Source organism: Mycobacterium sp., assembly GCF_032159565.1.
Taxonomy (GTDB): Bacteria; Actinomycetota; Actinomycetes; order Mycobacteriales; family Mycobacteriaceae; genus Mycobacterium.
Genome location: NZ_JAVHWR010000196.1, coordinates 15,104 through 33,059, shown reverse-complemented (window position 1 = coordinate 33,059; position 17,956 = coordinate 15,104). Strand labels below are relative to the sequence as shown.

At 69.5% G+C, this 17,956-nt stretch carries 15 protein-coding genes; all 15 read right to left on the bottom strand.

From position 1 onward, the window contains the following. The coding region (locus tag QOC76_RS26825) for a cell division protein SepF (protein ID WP_526362205.1) at window positions 1-557 on the bottom strand (557 nt) is incomplete at its 3' end. Window positions 558-611: 54 nt separating this feature from the next. Then, a complete protein-coding gene (locus tag QOC76_RS26820; RefSeq protein ID WP_526362203.1) occupies window positions 612-1,361 on the bottom strand; it encodes a YggS family pyridoxal phosphate-dependent enzyme in 750 nt (249 codons plus the stop codon). Then, window positions 1,358-2,065 carry a peptidoglycan editing factor PgeF gene (gene pgeF / locus QOC76_RS26815; RefSeq protein WP_526362201.1) on the bottom strand — a complete coding sequence of 236 codons (708 nt, stop codon included), beginning with the start codon at window positions 2,063-2,065 and terminating at the stop codon, window positions 1,358-1,360. Before pgeF ends, QOC76_RS26820 begins: the two co-directional genes overlap by 4 nt. Window positions 2,066-2,119: 54 nt before the next feature. Further along, window positions 2,120-3,253 (bottom strand): cell division protein FtsZ, encoded by a 1,134-nt coding sequence (ftsZ, locus tag QOC76_RS26810; protein ID WP_526362199.1) that lies wholly within the window; start codon window positions 3,251-3,253, stop codon window positions 2,120-2,122. A 220-nt stretch (window positions 3,254-3,473) separates the two neighbouring features. Continuing rightward, window positions 3,474-4,382: a cell division protein FtsQ/DivIB gene (locus QOC76_RS26805; RefSeq protein WP_526362197.1), complete on the bottom strand. Its 909-nt coding sequence runs from the start codon at window positions 4,380-4,382 to the stop codon at window positions 3,474-3,476. Further along, window positions 4,379-5,803, bottom strand: coding sequence for a UDP-N-acetylmuramate--L-alanine ligase (gene murC, locus QOC76_RS26800; RefSeq protein WP_526362207.1), 1,425 nt, complete (start codon window positions 5,801-5,803; stop codon window positions 4,379-4,381). Before murC ends, QOC76_RS26805 begins: the two co-directional genes overlap by 4 nt. Window positions 5,804-5,841: 38 nt before the next feature. Continuing rightward, window positions 5,842-6,963 carry an undecaprenyldiphospho-muramoylpentapeptide beta-N-acetylglucosaminyltransferase gene (gene murG / locus QOC76_RS26795; RefSeq protein ID WP_526362195.1) on the bottom strand — a complete coding sequence of 374 codons (1,122 nt, stop codon included), beginning with the start codon at window positions 6,961-6,963 and terminating at the stop codon, window positions 5,842-5,844. Further along, window positions 6,960-8,528, bottom strand: a complete 1,569-nt coding sequence (gene ftsW, locus QOC76_RS26790) for a putative lipid II flippase FtsW (RefSeq protein WP_526362193.1) — start codon at window positions 8,526-8,528, stop codon at window positions 6,960-6,962. Before ftsW ends, murG begins: the two co-directional genes overlap by 4 nt. 2 nt (window positions 8,529-8,530) lie before the next feature. Next, window positions 8,531-9,907, bottom strand: a complete 1,377-nt coding sequence (gene murD, locus QOC76_RS26785) for a UDP-N-acetylmuramoyl-L-alanine--D-glutamate ligase (protein ID WP_526362191.1) — start codon at window positions 9,905-9,907, stop codon at window positions 8,531-8,533. Between the two features lies 1 nt (window position 9,908). After that, the gene (gene mraY, locus QOC76_RS26780) at window positions 9,909-10,988 is read right to left on the bottom strand and encodes a phospho-N-acetylmuramoyl-pentapeptide-transferase (protein WP_526362189.1); all 1,080 of its coding nucleotides are present in this window, start codon (window positions 10,986-10,988) and stop codon (window positions 9,909-9,911) included. Further along, a complete protein-coding gene (locus tag QOC76_RS26775; protein WP_526362187.1) occupies window positions 10,985-12,466 on the bottom strand; it encodes a UDP-N-acetylmuramoyl-tripeptide--D-alanyl-D-alanine ligase in 1,482 nt (493 codons plus the stop codon). The genes mraY and QOC76_RS26775 overlap by 4 nt, the downstream gene beginning before the upstream one ends. Continuing rightward, window positions 12,463-13,986, bottom strand: a complete 1,524-nt coding sequence (locus tag QOC76_RS26770; RefSeq protein WP_526362185.1) for a UDP-N-acetylmuramoyl-L-alanyl-D-glutamate--2,6-diaminopimelate ligase — start codon at window positions 13,984-13,986, stop codon at window positions 12,463-12,465. Before QOC76_RS26770 ends, QOC76_RS26775 begins: the two co-directional genes overlap by 4 nt. 42 nt (window positions 13,987-14,028) lie before the next feature. After that, complete coding sequence (locus QOC76_RS26765; protein ID WP_526362183.1) at window positions 14,029-15,942, bottom strand: peptidoglycan D,D-transpeptidase FtsI family protein; 1,914 nt, start codon at window positions 15,940-15,942, stop codon at window positions 14,029-14,031. Next, window positions 15,939-16,940: a cell division protein FtsL gene (ftsL, locus tag QOC76_RS26760; protein ID WP_526362181.1), complete on the bottom strand. Its 1,002-nt coding sequence runs from the start codon at window positions 16,938-16,940 to the stop codon at window positions 15,939-15,941. Before ftsL ends, QOC76_RS26765 begins: the two co-directional genes overlap by 4 nt. After that, window positions 16,937-17,950 carry a 16S rRNA (cytosine(1402)-N(4))-methyltransferase RsmH gene (gene rsmH, locus QOC76_RS26755; RefSeq protein WP_526362179.1) on the bottom strand — a complete coding sequence of 338 codons (1,014 nt, stop codon included), beginning with the start codon at window positions 17,948-17,950 and terminating at the stop codon, window positions 16,937-16,939. The genes ftsL and rsmH overlap by 4 nt, the downstream gene beginning before the upstream one ends. Between the last annotated feature and the right edge of the window lie 6 nt (window positions 17,951-17,956).

Sequence of the window (17,956 nt, the reverse complement as noted above, 5' to 3'; positions counted from 1 at the left end):
GTCACGTCGACGTCGGCGGGCGACAGCAGGAACACCTTGGTCGCAACCTTGTCGAACGAGCCGCGCAGGGCGAAGGCCAACCCGGCCGCGAAGTCCACCAGCCGCTTGGCGTCAGCGTTGTCCATCGAGACCAAGTCCATGATGACCGGTGTTCCGTCACGGAACCGCTCGCCGATCGTGCGGGCTTCGCTGTAGTCCTTGGGCCGCAGCGTGGTGATCTTCGACAGCGGGCTGCTTTCGTCGAACAGCATCGCCATCCGGCGCGGATCCATGGCAAGGGCGCCGCGGGTCGAGCCGCGCAGCGGCGCGAACCTCGGTGCGGCACGATCGAACTCGCGCGGATGGAAGCGTCCCTCGTCGGCGTACCCGCCGCGGTAGGCGCCCGGCATCTCCTCGTCGTCGTAACGGTCCTCGTAGCGGCCGTACCCCTCGTCGGCGAAACGCTCACGGCGCGGATAAGGGCGAGAGGGACGGTCCTCGTCGTCGTAGTACTCGTCGTCGTAGTCGTCCATAGGCGCCATCCCGAAGTACGCCTTGACCTTGTGCAGTGTGCTCATCGCTGGACCCTTCTTGCGTGATGCCTGTGATGAAGATGTGACTGGAGTGACTACTCATGGTGACGTTAGAGGACGTTGCCCCATTACCGCGGTACCGACACGCACACACGTCGAACCATGTTCGACCGCCGCCTCGAGGTCGCTGGACATCCCTGCCGACAGCCCGAGGCGGTGCTGATAGAAACCCTGTACCCGCTGGTGTTCGGCCTGCAAACGCGCGAATGCCTGGTCTGCGTCGGCGCCAAGCGGCGGTATGCCCATCAGGCCGACGAACTCCAACCCGGGCGCGGCGTGCACCTGCGCGCACAGCTCGTCCACCTGATCCCGGCGCGCGAAGTCGACTCCCCCGCGCGCGACGTCGCCGTCGAGACTGAGCTGGATGTAGACCTGCAGCGGATCGGACCGCCCGCCTGCTGCGAGCGCGTCGGACGACGCCCGGTCCAGTGCGGCGATCAGCTTGGCGCTGTCGACTGAGTGCGCCGCGTACGCCCAGTTGGCGATCGACCGCGCCTTGTTGCGCTGAATCCGGCCGACCATGTGCCAGCGAATCGGCGAATGGGGTTCGGCGGAATTGCATTCGGCCGATTTCGCGGCCGCTTCTTGTTCCCGCGATTCACCAAAAGCATCACAACCTAAATGCGCCAGAATAAGCACATCAGTTGCTGGAAAGAATTTCGTAATCGGGAGTAATTCAATTTCGCCATTGTTTCGTCCCGCGGCATCCGCTGCCTTCGCCAGCCGTTCGCGAACGAGGGTCAGCGCATCGGCCAGTTCAACCTCTCGCGTGGTGGCCAACTCGGTCATTCCATCCACACCACTGACGCGAGCCGTCCCGTCGGGGCGTCGCGCCGGTGGCTGAAGAGGGCGCGGTCGTCGACCGTGCATCGCGGATCGATATCGATGGCGGTGATGCCCAAACCTGTTATTTGCCTGGCGATTCCGGCCCGCAAGTCAAGCCCGGGGGTTCCTTGGGCAGTGGTGGTCCTGCTGCCGGGCAGGGCGGCTTCCACCTCGTCGGCCATCGCCGCAGGCACTTCGTAGTTGCGGCCGCTGACCGCCGGACCGAGCAGGACGGAGATGTCGTCGGGTTGGGCCCCGGCGTCACGCATCGCCTCGACGGCGCGGATGACGACGCCATTCTGCGCACCGACTCGGCCCGCATGCACCGCAGCAACCACCCCCGCCCGGGCGTCGGACATTAAAACGGGAACGCAATCGGCGGTTACGACGGCCAATGCCAATCGCCGTGTGGTCGTGACCAATGCGTCGGTCCCGTCGACGGCGGACCCGATCGGGCCGTCGACCTGTGCCACCCGGTCGCCGTGCACCTGGTTCATCCAGACCACCGCGTCGGCGCCCAGCCCGATCGCGGCCGCCAGCCGCTTCCTGTTGGTCGCGACGGCCGCCGGGTCGTCGCCGACGTGATCGCCGAGATTGAAAGTCTCGTAGGGCGGCGCCGAGACACCGCCAGCGCGGGTGGTCGTCACGCGCCGAACCCGAACACTCACGACCCCAGTATCAAGGGCGCGCACGAGAGGAGCACCACCGAGTGGAATCGGCTGTCAGTGCCGCATGAACGGCGGAACGTCGACGTCGTCGTCATCATCTCCGCCGATGCTGACCGTCGCGCCGTTGGTGTGCACCGGCACACTGGCGGCATCGACCGGTTCGAAGAGCGACGAGGTGACCTTGCCCGCCTTTCCCGGCGCGATCGCCTGGCCGTTGCCCACCACCGGCTTTCGGCTCGGGCCTGCGGCGTCGAAGCCCGCTGCGATCACCGTCACCCGCACCTCGTCGCCGAGCGAGTCGTCGATCACGGTGCCGAAGATAATGTTCGCCTCGGGGTGTGCGGCCTCCTGTACCAGCGAGGCGGCCTCGTTGATCTCGAACAGACCGAGATCGCTTCCGCCTGCGATGGACATCAGCACGCCCTGCGCGCCCTCCATGGACGCTTCGAGCAGCGGCGAGTTGATGGCGATCTCGGCCGCCTTGAGCGACCGGCCGTCGCCGCGCGCCGAGCCGATGCCCATCAGCGCGGTGCCCGCGCCGGACATGATGCCCTTGACGTCGGCGAAGTCGACATTGATCAGACCCGGGGTGGTGATCAGATCGGTGATGCCCTGGACACCGTTGAGCAGCACCTCGTCGGCGCTGCGGAACGCGTCCATCAGCGACACCGCGGCGTCGCCCATCTGCAGCAGCCGATCGTTGGGAATCACGATCAACGTGTCGCAGCTCTCCCGCAGCGAGGCGATGCCCGTCTCGGCCTGGTTGCTGCGGCGCTTGCCCTCGAACGAGAACGGCCTCGTCACCACGCCGACCGTGAGGGCCCCGAGCTTGCGCGCGATGGTCGCCACGACGGGCGCGCCGCCCGTGCCGGTGCCACCGCCCTCGCCCGCGGTGACGAACACCATGTCGGCGCCGCGCAGCAGCTCCTCGATGTCGTCCTTGGCGTCGTCGGCGGCCTTGCGACCCACCTCCGGGTCTGCGCCCGCGCCGAGGCCGCGGGTGGAGTCTCGGCCCACGTCGAGTTTGACGTCGGCATCGCTCATCAACAGCGCCTGCGCGTCAGTGTTGATCGCGATGAACTCCACGCCCTTGAGGCCGTGCTCGATCATCCGGTTGACGGCGTTGACGCCGCCGCCGCCGATGCCGACCACCTTGATGACGGCGAGGTAGTTGTGTGGGGGGGTCATGATCGTCCCTTCTTGGCGCGAGCGCTCATCAGCGATCCCCTTCAGCCCTGGTTGCCTTTCGGAGCGAAGAAATTCGAGCAAACTCTAAACCTCAACCAGAGGGTTATAGTTATGTCAAGTTACTTCGCGCAAACAGAACGGTAGGGCGAGGTCAAGCACTAGCCACGCAGGCGCGCCGACGGAAACGCCCGGAATTTCGGTCAGTGTCTGGGGACACCGATCACTTGACCGTCGGCAAATCAGGGCTCGAGACGTCGTAGGTGTGGCCCGGCTGCGTCAGCAGCGCCGCCAATTTCTGCGCCTTCTCCTCCGTGCGGTCGTTGGTGCCCCACACCACTTCCCTGCCGTCGACGAGCGTCAGCGTGACCGCCGCCACCGAAGGCGCCGACACCTTGGCGACCTGTCCGGCCACCTCCGGCCGCAGCGCCGTCATCACTTCCAGCGCCGCCTTGGTCGGCGGATCGCCGGGTCCGGGGTTTTCCGTCTCGAGGTACGGCAGGTTGGGCGGCGGCGGCGCGGTTGCGAAGTCCACCCCGTCGCGGTCGAACAGGTGCGGCCCGTCGGGGTAGTCCTTGACCACGACCGGAATCCGCTCGACCACGGTGATCCGTAGCGTCGACGGGTATTCACGCTGTACGCGCGCGCTGGCGACGCGGCGGATGGTGGCCACCCGCTCAGCCACGTCGTCGGTGTTCACCTGCAGTAGCGGCGTGCCGTCCTTGACTGCCGCGGCGGCGATGACCTCTTCCTGGGTGACGGCGCCGACGCCGGTGATGACGACGTTGCGCGCCGCCATGATCGGGGTGAAATAGAGCAGCAGGCCGAGACCGACGAACAGGACGACCAGCACGACCGCCCACACCAACACCTTCAGGCCCCGAACTCTGCCCCGCGCAAGGGGTTTGGAATCATCGGCCGACTTGCCGTTGACCCGCCGCTTGGCTTCCCTGCGGGCTTCCTCGATCGCGACGGCGCGGGCCTGTGCCTCGCGGCGCGCTTCGCGTTCCCGCCTGGCCCGGCGCCGCGGGCCCTCCACCGAATCTGCGGGCGGTTCCTGGGCCTCGGCCGTCGCCTCGTCCACATCGTCCGGTTCAGCTGTCACCTCGCCGGCGTCGTCCGGCTCGGTCACCGCGCACCCGCTCCTGGGCCTCGCTGCGGCGTCGAGCGGTTGGCTCTTGCCTGAAGCGCCGCGACGATTTCCGGGCCGAGCATCGTCACGTCGCCCGCGCCCATCGTAACGACCACATCACCCGAATGCACTGCGTTGGCCACGAGTTCGGCGACGGCGGAGAAGTCCGGCACGTAATGCACCGGCTTGCCGACGTGTTCGGCAACCGTCGCCCCGCTGATGCCGGCCATCGGCTGCTCCCGCGCGGCGTACACGTCGAGCACGAAGACTTCGTCGGCGCCGTCCAGTGCCTCGCCGAATTCGCGAGCGAATGTGGCAGTGCGTGAATACAAATGGGGCTGGAACACCACGACGGAGCGACCGCGGCCACTCTGCTCGGTGACCGTCCGCACGGCGCCGAGGGTGGCGCGGACTTCGGTCGGGTGGTGGGCGTAGTCGTCGAACACCCGAACGCCGTGCGCCGTGCCGACCAGTTCGAAGCGACGCCGCACGCCCTCGAACCCGGCCAGGCCGTCGAGCACTTTCTCGGCGGGCGCGCCGATCTCCATCGCGGCCAGCAGCGCGGCGAGCGCGTTGAGTGCCATGTGCCTGCCCGGCACCGACATTCGCATCACCCGCGGGTGCTTCTCGGCGGCCAGTTGGATGTGCGCCACCGCTCCGGTGCTCTGCTGTTCCCAGCTCACCAGCCTGCCGACCAGGTCGGGACGGTCGTCACTGCCGTAGCGCAGCACCCGTATCCCCAGGGCCGCAGTGCGTTCGGCGAGTGCGGCGGCACCCGAATCGTCCGTGCAGACCACCAGTGCGCCGCCTGGTGCCAGCCGCTCGACGAAGTCGTCGAACACTGCGCCGTACGCCTCGGCGCTGCCGAAGAAGTCGAGGTGGTCGGCCTCTATGTTGGTCACCACCGCGACATTCGGCGTGTATTCGAGCAGTGAGCCGTCGCTCTCATCGGCCTCGGCGACAAAACAGTCCCCGCTGCCGTGGTGGGCGTTGGTGCCCGCCTCGCCGAGATCGCCGCCGACGGCGAACGACGGATCGAATCCGCTGTGCTGCAACGCGACGATGAGCATCGACGTCGTGGTGGTCTTGCCGTGCGTGCCGGTCACCATCAGGGTGGTGTAGCCGTCCATCAGCTTGGCCAGCACCACCGGTCGCAGAATCACCGGGATGCCGCGACGCCTGGCCTCGACGAGTTCCGGGTTCGTCTTCGGGATCGCCGCATGGGTGGTGACCACCGCCGTCGGTCCGCCTGGCAGCAGGTCCAGTGAGGACTCGTCATGGCCGATGCGGATCTCGGCGCCCCTGGCGCGCAATGCCGCGACCCCACGTGACTCCTTGGCGTCGGAGCCCGATACCAGTCCGCCGCGATCCAGCAGGATCCGCGCGATACCGGACATGCCCGCGCCGCCGATGCCGACCATGTGCACCCGCTGCAACTCCTCGGGTAGCGCGCCGGGGCTCACCGGTCGGACTTTCGGCGCGAGCGTCCGCTGCGTGCCACCTCCAGGGCGACCTCGGCCACCTTCTGTGCGGCGTCGCGGTGGCCGGCCATCGCGGCGGCGGCGGTCATCGCCGTCAGCCGCGGAGCGTCGCAGAGCAACCCAGCCACCGTGTCGCCGACGAACCCGGGCGTGAGGTCGGCGTCGTCGACGAGGATTCCGCCGCCCGCATTGACGACGGGCAGCGCGTTGAGTCGCTGCTCGCCGTTGCCGATGGGCAGCGGGACGTACACCGCCGGTAGTCCGACGGCGGAGACCTCGGCCACCGTCATCGCGCCGGACCGGCAGATCGCCAGATCCGCTGCGGCGTAGGCGAGGTCCATCCGGTCGAGGTACGGCACGGCCACATAGGGCGGGTCGCCGTCGGCGGGCTCGGGCAGGTCGAGGGTGTTCTTGGGCCCGTGTGCGTGCAGCACCGAAACTCCAGCCGCGGCAAGGTCTTTCGCTGCGGGAGCGACGGCCCGGTTGATCGACCGCGCACCCTGCGAGCCGCCGAACACCAATAGCACCCGCGCATCGTCGGCGAAGCCGAAGTGAGCGCGGGCTTTCGCCCGCTCTGCGATCCGGTCGAGCGATGTGATCGCAGCGCGCACCGGCACGCCGACCACTTCGGCGCGGGGCAGACCGGGATCCGCGACCGCGGAGAGCACCCGGCGCGCCGACCGGGCGCCGAGCTTGTTGGCCCAACCCGCGCTGGCGTTGGCCTCGTGCACGACCACCGGCACCCGGCGACGGCGCGCCGCCAGGTACGCGGGCACTGCGACATACCCGCCGAACCCGACGATGACGTCGGCGCCGACGTCGTCGAGCACCGTGCGCGTCTCCTTGACGGCGCGGCGCACGCGCAGCGGCAGACGCAGTAGGTCAGCGGAGGGTTTCCGGGGCAGCGGCACCGGCGTGATGAGCTCGAGGTGGTAGCCGCGTTCGGGCACCAGCCGGTTCTCGAGGCCGCGGTGGGTGCCCAGAGCGGTGATTCGCACGTCGGGTTCCAGCGCTCTGAGCGCATCGGCGACGGCCATCGCGGGTTCGACGTGGCCTGCCGTCCCGCCGCCGGCGAGAACTACGGAGATCGGCCCATTCACCCGTGACGTTGACCTTCCAGTGTGCGAGCCCGTCGGCCCTGGTGGCGCTGTTGTCCAGCGGCGCTCTGCTTGACACGCTCCTCGCGTGCGCTGTGCCTGACACGCTCCTCGCGTCCGCGGTGAGCGCGCTGGCCGCCTCCATGATGCCCTGAGCGTCGCACCGGCCGGTCGGCCGTATCGGGTTTACGTCGATTGTCCTTCGCGGGCTTGCGCGCAGCTTTTGCCGCCGCCTTCGGTTTGCGCGACCGCAGCCGGTCGCGCAGGGCCTCGGTCCGCGTCGGCCTGTATGGCTGCGGCAGCGGCAGCCGCAGCAGCCGGTTCACCGTGTCGTCGCGGCCGGCACGCAGCGCGGCCACCGCCTCGGGTTCGTGTCGGGCGGCGTTCGCGATCACGCCGATGATCAAAAGTGTTGTCGCCGTTGATGTTCCACCCGCCGATATGAGCGGCAGCTGCAGGCCGGTCACCGGGAGCAGGCCGATGACGTAGCCGACGTTGATGAACACCTGGCCGAGCACCCACATGGTGGCGGTCGCGGTGAGCAACCGCAGGAACGGGTCGGCCGACCGGCGCGCGATCCGCATACCGGTGTAGGCGAACAGCCCGAACAGGCACAGCAGGCCCGCCGCGCCGATGAAGCCGAGTTCCTCGCCGATGATCGCGAAGATGAAGTCGTTGTGCGCGTTGGGCAGGTAGTTCCACTTCGCGGTGCCCTGCCCCAGCCCGTCGCCGAAAACGCCGCCGTTGGCCAGCGCGAATCGGGCCTGCTTGGCCTGATAGCCGGAGCCCTGCGCGTCGGCGCCCGGGTTGAGCCAGGACATCACCCGGTCGGACCGGTAGCCCTCCGACACCGCGAGAATCGCCGCGGACACCACGACGGCGAACATCGAGGACAGAAACACCCGCAGCGGCAGGCCCGCGTACCAGAGCAGGGCCAGCAGGATGATGCCAAGCGACACCGTCTGCCCGAGGTCGGGCTGGGCGACGATGAGCGCCAGTGCGATCACCGCCGCGGGCACCAGCGGGATGAGCATCTCGCGAAGCGATGCCTGCTCCATTCGGCGGGCGGCCAGCAGGTGCGCCCCCCAGATCGCGAATGCGATCTTGGCCAGCTCGGACGGCTGCATCGAGAAGCCGGCGACGACGAACCAGCCGCGGGAGCCGTTGGCCTCCTTGCCGATTCCCGGGATCAGCACCAGCACGAGCATCACGATCGTGACCGCGAAGCCAGTGAATGCGAGGCTGCGCATGGTGTTCACCTTCATGCGCATGGCCGCGTAGAACGCGAAGAGGCCGACCAGCGTCCAGATCAGCTGCTTGCCGAAGATCACCCACGGCGAGCCGTCCTCGTCGTAGGAGTGCACGCCCGACGCCGACAACACCATGATCAGACCCAGCGACACGAGCAGCGCCGCGACGGCGATGATGAGGTGGAACGAGGTCATCGGCCTGCCGAGCCACGCGCCGAAGCGGGTACGCGGAACGTTGATGGTGGCCTCGTCGGCAGCGGCGGCCTCTGCGGTGGCGCCGGTCCGGCGGAGCCGCAACCGGGTCAGAATGGTGCTCACTGCTACCCCGTCGCGCGGACGGCGGCCGCGAAGGCGTCTCCGCGTTCGGCGTAACCGCTGAACTGGTCGAAGGATGCGCCCGCGGGAGCCAGCAGCACGGTGTCGCCGGGGCGGGCCAACCTGCGTGCGGCGGCGACCACGGCAGTCATCAAGCGAGTCACAGAATTCACATCTGACTCATTGGTCTCAGGCACCACAGAATCCTCCCCCGTCACAACCTCCACAACGGGTACATCCGGGGCGTGTCGCGATAACGCGTTGGCGACCAGCGCCCGGTCCCGGCCGATCAGCACCGCTCCGACCAGGCGCGTTGACACCTCGGAGACGACGTCGTCGACCGAAGCGCCCTTGAGTAGACCGCCGGCGATCCACACCACCCGCGGGTAGGCGGCGATCGACGCGTGCGCGGCGTGCGGGTTGGTGGCCTTGGAGTCGTCGACGTAGGTGACGCCGTCCACCTCGGCGACCACCTCGGCGCGGTGGCGACCGACGTGAAACGACGAGAGCGCGTCGGCGATGGCCGGTGCGGGCACGCCGACGGCACGGGCCAGCGCCGCCGCGGCCAACGCGTCGAGGACACCGACCGGCCCGGGCACTGGGATGGAAGCTGTCTCGGCAAGGGGCAGGTCCTCGGCGAAGGCCCTGTCGATCAACGTGCCGTCGCGCACCCCCAGCTCCCCTTCGGCCGGATTGCCGAGCCGAAAGCCGACCCGTACCGATGCGGCGGCCTGCGGCAGCAGACCGGCCGCAACCGGATCGTCGAGCCCGGCGACGGCGACCCGGCCGTTCAGCGCCCGCGCCTTGTCGGCCGCGTACGCATCCATCGAACCGTGCCAGTCGAGATGGTCCTCGGCGACGTTGAGCACCGCGCCTGCCTCCGGCCGCAGCGACGGCGCCCAGTGCAGCTGGAAGCTCGACAGCTCGACCGCGAGCAGCTCGGCGGGCTCGCCGAGCATGTCGATCACCGGGTTGCCGATGTTGCCGCACAACACCGCGCGCCTGCCCGCGGCGACAAGCATCGCGTGCAGCATCGACGTGGTGGTCGTCTTGCCGTTGGTGCCCGTCACCACCAGCCAGCGCTTCGACGGTCCGAACCAGCCCGCCCGGTCCAGTCGCCATGCCAACTCGACGTCGCCCCAGATCGGCAGGCCCGCGGCGGCGGCGGCAGCCAGCACCGGTGCGGTGGGCGGGAATCCGGGGCTGGTGACGACGGTCGCAGGCGTGACGAGGCGCTGCAGGGCGAGTGGGTCGTCGTCGCAGATGGTCAGCCGGACACCCGTCGGTTCCAGCGCCGCGCTCACCGAGCGGCCGGTGATGCCCGCCCCGGTCACCAGCACGCGCGCGCCGGGCGCGAGTGGCGCGACGGCTTGTCGGGTCACGTCATGCCCCGACGGTGGTGAGCCACTCGCTGTAGAAAAGCGCCACACCGAGGCCGCAGGCGATGGCGGTCAACAGCCAGAAGCGGATGATCACCGTGGTTTCCGCCCAGCCGACGAGTTCGAAGTGATGGTGAAAGGGCGCCATCCGGAACACCCGCCGCCCGGTGGTCCGAAATGCCAGGATCTGCACCACCACCGACGTCACCTCGGCCACGAAGAGGGCGCCGAGCACCACCGCGAGCATCTCGGTGCGGCTGAGCACCGACAACCCCGCGATGACGCCGCCGAGGGCCAGCGAGCCGGTATCCCCCATGAAGATCTTCGCGGGAGCGGCGTTCCACCACAGGAACCCGACGCACGCCCCTGCTGTCGCGGCGGCGATCAGTGCGAGGTCGAGCGGGTCTCGCACGTTGTAGCAGCCGACGCCGGGCGCCGTCGCGCACGCGTTGCGGAACTGCCAGAAGGTGATGATCACATACGCCGCGCAGACCATCGCCATCGCGCCCGCTGCGAGCCCGTCGAGCCCGTCGGTGAAGTTGACCGCGTTCGACCACGCGTAGACGATCAGCACGCAAAACAGCACGAAAATGGCGGGAGCCAGTGTCACCGTCGCGATCTCGCGCACATAGGACAGTTCGGCGCTGCCAGGAGTGAGCCCGTCGGCGTTGCGGAACTGCAGTGCCAGCACACCGAAGATCACCGCGGCCGCCAGCATGCCGACCGTCTTGGCGGTCTTGTTCAGGCCGAGGTTGCGCGACCGGCGGATCTTGATCAGATCGTCGATGAAGCCGACGATGCCGAGCGCGGTCGCCAGCCCCAGGGCCAACAGGCCCGCCGCGGACGGGCCCTGGCCGTCGAGAGCCAGCCCGACCAGGTGGGTGCCGAGGTAGCCGGCCCAGATGCCCGCCAGGATCGCGACGCCGCCCATCGACGGGGTGCCGCGCTTCTTGTGGTGGCTCGGCGGCCCGTCCTCGCGGATCTCGTGGCCGAAGCCCTGCCGGGTGAAGAGCCCGATCAGGACCGGGGTCAACAGGATGGACACCGTCAGCGCGATACCGACGGCGATGAGGATCTGCCTCATGAGGCGACCAACGCCTCGGCGAGCTTTCCCAGCCCTGCAGCGTTCGACGCCTTGACGAGCACCACGTCGCCCTGGTGCAGTTCGGCCCGCAACAATGCCAGCGCGGCGTCAGCGTCGGCGACCATGATGGCCTCTCCTCCCCACGAACCCTCCATGACCGCCCCGTGGTGCATGGCGCTCATAGATCTCCCGGTTCCCACGACGATCAGTCGACTGACATCTAATCGCACCGCCAGCCGGCCGATGCGATCGTGCTCCGATATCGCGTCGTCGCCGAGTTCGGCCATCTCGCCGAGCACCGCCCAGCTACGTCGGCTCTCGGTGCCCTGACGGGCCATCCAGGCCAGCGACTTGAGGCCGGCCAGCATGGAATCCGGGTTGGCGTTGTAAGCGTCGTCGATGACGGTCACGCCGTCGTCACGGGTGCTGACGTGCATGCGGTGCTGCGACACCGGGCCCGCGCCTGCGAGTGCGGCCGCCACCTGTGCGCCGGTCGCTCCGCACTCGAGTGCGACCGCGGCCGCACACAGCGCATTGGACACCTGGTGGTCGCCGTGCACCGCCAGCGATATGTCGGCCTCGATGCCCGCCGCATACAGCGTAAAGCGCGGGCGCGCCACCTCGTCGAGCGTCACCGGTCCCGCCCACACGTCGACGCCCGGTGACCGCGACACCCGGACCACGCGGGCGGCGGTCCGCTCCGCCATGGCCGCGACGGCGTCGTCGTCGGCATTGAGGATGACCACTCCAGATGCTGGAACTGCTTGTGGCAGTTCGCCTTTGGTGCGAGCGATGGCGTCGCGTGAACCGAATTCGCCGAGGTGGGCGGTGCCGACGTTGAGCACGACCCCGATCGACGGCGGGGCGATCGCCGCCAGCGCCGCGATGTTGCCGGGGTGGCGGGCCGACATCTCGAGAATCAGATAGTCGGTGTCCTCGCCCGCCCGCAAGACCGTCCACGGGTGGCCCAGCTCGTTGTTGAACGAGCCCGGCGGGGCGATCACCTCACCCAGCGGCGCGAGCACCGCGGCGACCAGGTCCTTGGTCGACGTCTTACCTGACGATCCGGTGATGCCGACGATCGTCAGGCCGCCTGCCACCAGCTCGGCGGCCACCGCCGCGGCCAGCCGGGCAAGGGCGGAGAGCACCGCCGCGCCCGAGCCGTCGGTGTCGAACTCGAGAACGCCTGCCGCACTGTCGGTTCCCGCGTCGGAGCGCGGTGCGACGACGACCGCGGGAACCCCGACCGGCCTGGCGGCCAGCACCCCGGCCGCACCGGCAGCCACCGCAGCCTTGGCGAAGTCGTGGCCGTCCGACCGCGCGCCGGGCAGCGCCAGGAACAGCCCGCCCGGGGTCACCGCGCGCGAGTCGAACTCGACGGTGCCGGTCACCCTGGTCTCCGCGGCGTCGGCGGCGGAGATGTCGGCGAGCTCACCGCCGACGATCTCGGCGATCTGGGCCAGCGTCAGGTCGATCACCCGTTGGACCCCAGCGCATCGAGGGATCCGGCCAGCTCGTCGCGGTCGTCGAACGGCCGGGTCTGCCCGCGGCTGGTCTGGCCGGTCTCATGACCCTTTCCCGCGATCAGCACGACATCCCCTGCGCGGGCCCAAGCGACGGCGTGGTCGATGGCCTCACGCCGATCGCCGATCTCGACCACCTCCGCCGGGCCACCCGTCGCGCCTGCGACGATCACCGACCGGATCGCGGCGGGATCCTCGTCGCGCGGGTTGTCGTCGGTGACGACGACGAGGTGGGCGAGCTCCGCGGCCACCCGGCCCATCTGCTCGCGCTTGCCCGGGTCGCGGTTGCCCCCCGCGCCGAACACCACCGCGACGCGGCCGCTGGTCTGCCCGCGCAGAGTCTCGAGCACGGCGCGCAGTGCCGCCGGTTTGTGGGCGTAGTCGACCAGTGCCAGAAAATCCTGGCCGCGGTCGATCGGCTCCAGCCGGCCCGGCACCCGCGCATCCCGCAGACCCGGCGCGGCCTGCTCGGGCGATACCCCGACCGCGTCCAGCAGTGCGGCGGCGAGCAGACAGTTGGCGACGTTGTAGCGCCCAGGCAGCCCGACGCGCAGCCCGTGGTGAACTCCGGCCGGATCGACGGCGACGAACTCCTGCCCGCCGCGCCCGACGTCGCGGATGTCCTCGACGCGCCAGCCGGCGTCGCGGCCGGTGGCGCTGACCGTCACCGGATGAGACGCCAGCCCGGCCATGGCCAGCCCCGCGTCGTCGTCGATGCACACCACCGAAATGTTTGCGGCTGTTGGCGATTCGGGGATGAACAACCGCGCCTTGGTGTCGAAATAGTCCTCCATCGTCGGGTGGAAGTCGAGGTGGTCCCGGGACAGGTTGGTGAAGCCGCCGACCGCGAACTCGACTCCGTCGACACGGCCGAGGCTCAGCGCGTGGCTGGACACCTCCATCACGACGGTGTCGACGTCCCGCTCGAGCATCAGCGCCAGCAGCGCCTGCAGATCTGGCGCCTCGGGTGTGGTCAGCATGCTCGGCAGGTCCTCGCCGGCGATCCGGATGCCGACGGTGCCGATCAAGCCCGCGACCCGCTCCGCCGCCCGCAGTCCCGCCTCGACCAGATACGTGGTGGTGGTCTTGCCCGACGTGCCGGTCACCCCGATGACCCGCAGATGCCGCGACGGGTTGCCGTACACGGCGGCGGCCAGCCCGCCCAGCACCGACCGGGGGCCGGGCCGGACCAGTACGGGCACCGTCGCGTCGGCGCCCATGTGAGCCAGCCCCTCAGAATCGGTGAGCACTGCGACCGCGCCGCGCCGGACGGCGTCGACGGCGTAGCGCCCACCATGCGAAGACGCGCCCGGCAACGCCGCGAACAGATCTCCTGGCTGGGCGTCCTGGCTGCGCAGGGTCACGCCGGTGACGACGATCTCACGCCCTTGGCCTGGCGGCTCGATAGCCGCGTCTACCAGGTCGGCCAATGGCCCGAGCGCCTGGCCGGCGGGATGCAAGGGACGCAGCTTCATGGCCTTGACACAGTACCGGCCTGCCGACCGGCGGCCCCCGGCTCAGGTGGCTTGCAGAGTCAGCGGGGGGCCGGGGTCGGGCGACAACGGGATGTTCTCGCGCTGCAGCAGCCAGCTGGCGATGTTGTGGAACAGCGGTGCCATGGTCGTGCCCGGCTGCCCCTCCGCGGTGCGGTGCGGGTTGTCGGCCATGATGCCGATCACGTACCGCGGGTTGTCGGTGGTGACCATGCCGGCGAAGGTGATCCAGTAGACGTCGCTGTAGTAGCAGCCGCACGCCGGGTTGATCTTCTGTGCGGTACCGGTCTTGCCGGAGAGCTGATAGCCCTCGACGGCTCCGGTCGACCCCGTACCCTGTTGCGTGCCCATCGGGTCGCGTTGCAGAACCGCGCGCAGCATGTTGCGCACGGTCTGCGCCGTCTGCGGCGAAACGACCCGCACGCCGTCGGGGCGGGGTTCCTCGGTGCGGCTGCCGTCGGGTGCGATGGTGGCCTTCACGATGCGCGGCGGGATGCGGACGCCGTCGTTGGCGATCGCCTGGTACATACCCGTCATCTGCAGCAGCGTCATCGAAAGGCCCTGTCCGATGGGCAGGTTGGAGAAGGTGCTGCCGGACCACTGGTCGATCGGCGGTACCAGGCCCTCGCTCTCGCCGGGCAGACCGACGTTGGTTCGTTGACCGAGGCCGAACTTGTCCAGCATCTCGGCGTAGCGCTCCGGGCCGATGCGCTGCGCCAGCATCAGCGTGCCGACGTTCGAGGACTTCCCGAACACGCCGGTGGTGGTGTACGGCGTCACGCCGTGCTCCCACGCGTCGCCGACGGTGACGCCGCCCATGTCGATGGAGCCGGGCACCTGCAACACCTCGTCGGGGTTGGACAGCCCGTACTCGATGACCGACGCGGCGGTGACGATCTTGTTCACCGAGCCCGGCTCGAACGGTGACGAGACGGCCAGGTTGCCAAGCTCGCGGTTCTCCTGGCGGCCAAGGTCCTGGCTGGGGTCGAACGTGTTGTCGTTCGACATCGCAAGCACTTCACCGGTTTTCGCGTCGAGCACCACCGCGGAGAGGTTCTCCGCACCGGAGGCGTTCTTGGCCTGCGCAACCTGCTGCTGGACGTAGAACTGGATGTCGTCGTCGAGGGTCAGCTGGACGGTGGATCCGTTGGCGGCGGTGTGCCGGTTGCGGTAGCTGCCCGGAATCACCACGCCGTCGGAGCCGCGGTCATAGGTGACCGACCCGTCGGCCCCGGCCAGCGTGGCATCCAGGGAGTCCTCCAGCCCGAGCAGCCCGTGGCCGTCCCAGTCGATGCCTCCGACGATGTTGGCGGCCAGCGAACCGCCGGGATACTGGCGCAGGTCCTGGCGTTCGGAACCGATCTCGGGGAACTTCTTCGAGATGGCCTGGGCGATCGCGGGATCGACTGCGCGGGCGAGGTAGACGAACGGCTCGTTGCTCTTCAGCTTCTTCAGCACCGTCTTGGCATCGGGCTTGTTGTTCAGCCGCAGCGCCACCTCCGCGGCGATGTCGCGCAGCCGCGCCTCGGGGTCGGGTGCCTCCGGCGTCTTCTGTCTGGCGTCGGAAAGCTGCTTACGGACCTTGACCGGCTGAAACGTCAGCGCACGCGCCTCGATGGTGAACGCGAGCTTGTCGTCGTTGCGGTCGACGATGCTGCCGCGCACCGCCTTGTCGACGTCGGTGACCTTGAGCTGACCCGCCGCCTCGGCGCGCAACCCCGCGGCGCGCGGCACCTGCAGGTTGAACAGCTGCGCGGCGGCGACGATGAGCACCAGGAAGATGACGGCGTTACCGGCCCGGTGCCGGAACACGAAGGATGCACTGCGCAGACCGTTGTCGGGCGCCGGCTGCCGGGTACGACGCGCACGGGCGGACCGCTCCTGGCTCGGACCCGCCTGCCCGGTCTTGCGGCCGCGCCGACCGGTGCCGCGGCTCACGCGGGGGCGCCGGGGACTGTCGCGGTGACCGGGCCGAACTGCTCGGCGGGCGCAGCCGCGGCGGGTGCAACGGGCTGCGGCGCGGGCAGTGGCGTGGCCAACGGCCCTTCGGGCTGTACGGCAGGTCCAAGCGCGGGCGGCTGGCCGCTCGCGCCGTGCGGGCTGTCGGGCAGCGGCCCGGCAAGTGGGACGGCGGCCGGATCAGGCGCGGGGGCGGGGGCGGGGGCGGGGACGGGGACGGGCGCTGCGGGCCCGGTCCGTTCCGGCACCCGGACGACCATCTCGCGGGGGTCGGCCACCAGCGGCGGTGCCGGCCGGCCGGCCGCGGCCTGCGCAGGCGGCGCGGGGCTGTCGTCGGGTAGCGGCGCGTTCAACGGTGGCGGCGGAACGCCTTCTGCCGGTTTGGGTGTGCCCACCACGATCCAGTTTCCGGCCGGATCCTGTACGAGGTGTGCGGTGTCTCGGGACGGGATCATGCCGAGCTCACGAGCGGACTCGGCGAGGGCCGGTGCCGCCTGGGCCTCCAGCACGTCGCGTTCGAGGGCCTCTTTCTGCTGCAGCAAGGCCTGATTGGTTTCCCTGGCACTGCCCAGCTGGTATGACCGCTCAGCGGCGTCGGTCGACAACCACAGCGTGACACCCAGCCCAAGGCCGAGCGACCCGATGACCAGGACGACGAACGGAACCCTGGCCGCCAGCGTCCGCGGGTTGAGGTCGATCCCCGAGATTCGCGCGAGCAACCTTTCCTTCAGGGGCGGCCGAACGATCTTCGGCGCCTTGGCCTTTCGGGCCTTCGCGCGAGCCTTGGCCTGGCTGGCATTCTTCGGCCGGACGGGCTTGATCTGCGGGCGGGTGATCGGTGCGGTTTCGGCTGCGCGCGGACGCCCCCGCTGCGGTGGTGCCTCCGGTGAACGCCGCTGCGCTGCGCGGGTGGGCTGGCGCTGCGAACGCCTGCGCTCATCGGTGCCGCGCGCGGCGGTGGGTCGCTTGGCCTTCATGACTCATCCCCTTCTGGCCTTTCGGCGACCTTCTCCAATGCCCGAAGCCGCACGGACGCGCTTCGTGGGTTGAGTTCGATCTCAGTCGCGCCCGCACGCTCGGCGCCACGGGTCAGGCTCGCGAATTCCGGTTCGTGTCCGGGTAATTCGACGGGCAGACCGGGTGGGGTCCGCGACGCCGTCGCCGAGGCGAATACGTTCTTGACGATGCGATCCTCCAGTGACTGGTAGGACATCACCGCGATGCGACCACCGGCATTCAATGCGGCCAGTGCGGCGGGAAGCGCGTCGCGGAGCACGTCCAGCTCACCGTTGACGGCGACGCGCAGCGCCTGGAACGTGCGCTTGGCCGGATGCCCACCGGTGCGGCGGGCCGGTGCCGGGATTGCCTCGTAGAGCAGCTCCACGATTTCGCCGGTGCGGGCGAACGGCCGACGGGCGCGCCTGCGGACGATCCGCGCCGCGATCCGCCCGGCGAACCGCTCCTCACCGAACTCACGCAGGATGCGCGCAAGCGACTTCTCGTCGTAGGTGTTGACGACCTCGGCTGCGGTCAGCTCCGCGTCGGGGTCCATTCGCATGTCCAGCGGCGCGTCGGCCGCGTAGGAGAACCCGCGCTCGGTGCGGTCCAGCTGCATCGACGAGACGCCGAGGTCGAATAGGATCCCGTCGATCTCGGGTCGGCCGGACGCACCTGTCCAATAACCGGATTCGGTGAGCGCGTCCGCGATTGCGTCGAATCTCGTCCGGGTCAGCAGGACCCGGTCTGCGAACGGGGCGAGGCGCTCACCGGCGATCCACAAGGCGTTCGGATCGCGATCGAGACCGATCAATCGCAGGCCCGGGAGTTCGGCGAGGAACCGCTCGGCATGCCCACCCGCACCCAACGTGGCGTCCACCAGCACGGCACCGGAGCCGTCGGGAGCACGCCGCGTCAGGGCGGGCTTGAGCAGTTCGACGCATCGGTCGAGCAGGACCGGGATGTGTCCGTGGTCAGAGGTGGCAGCCATTGCTAG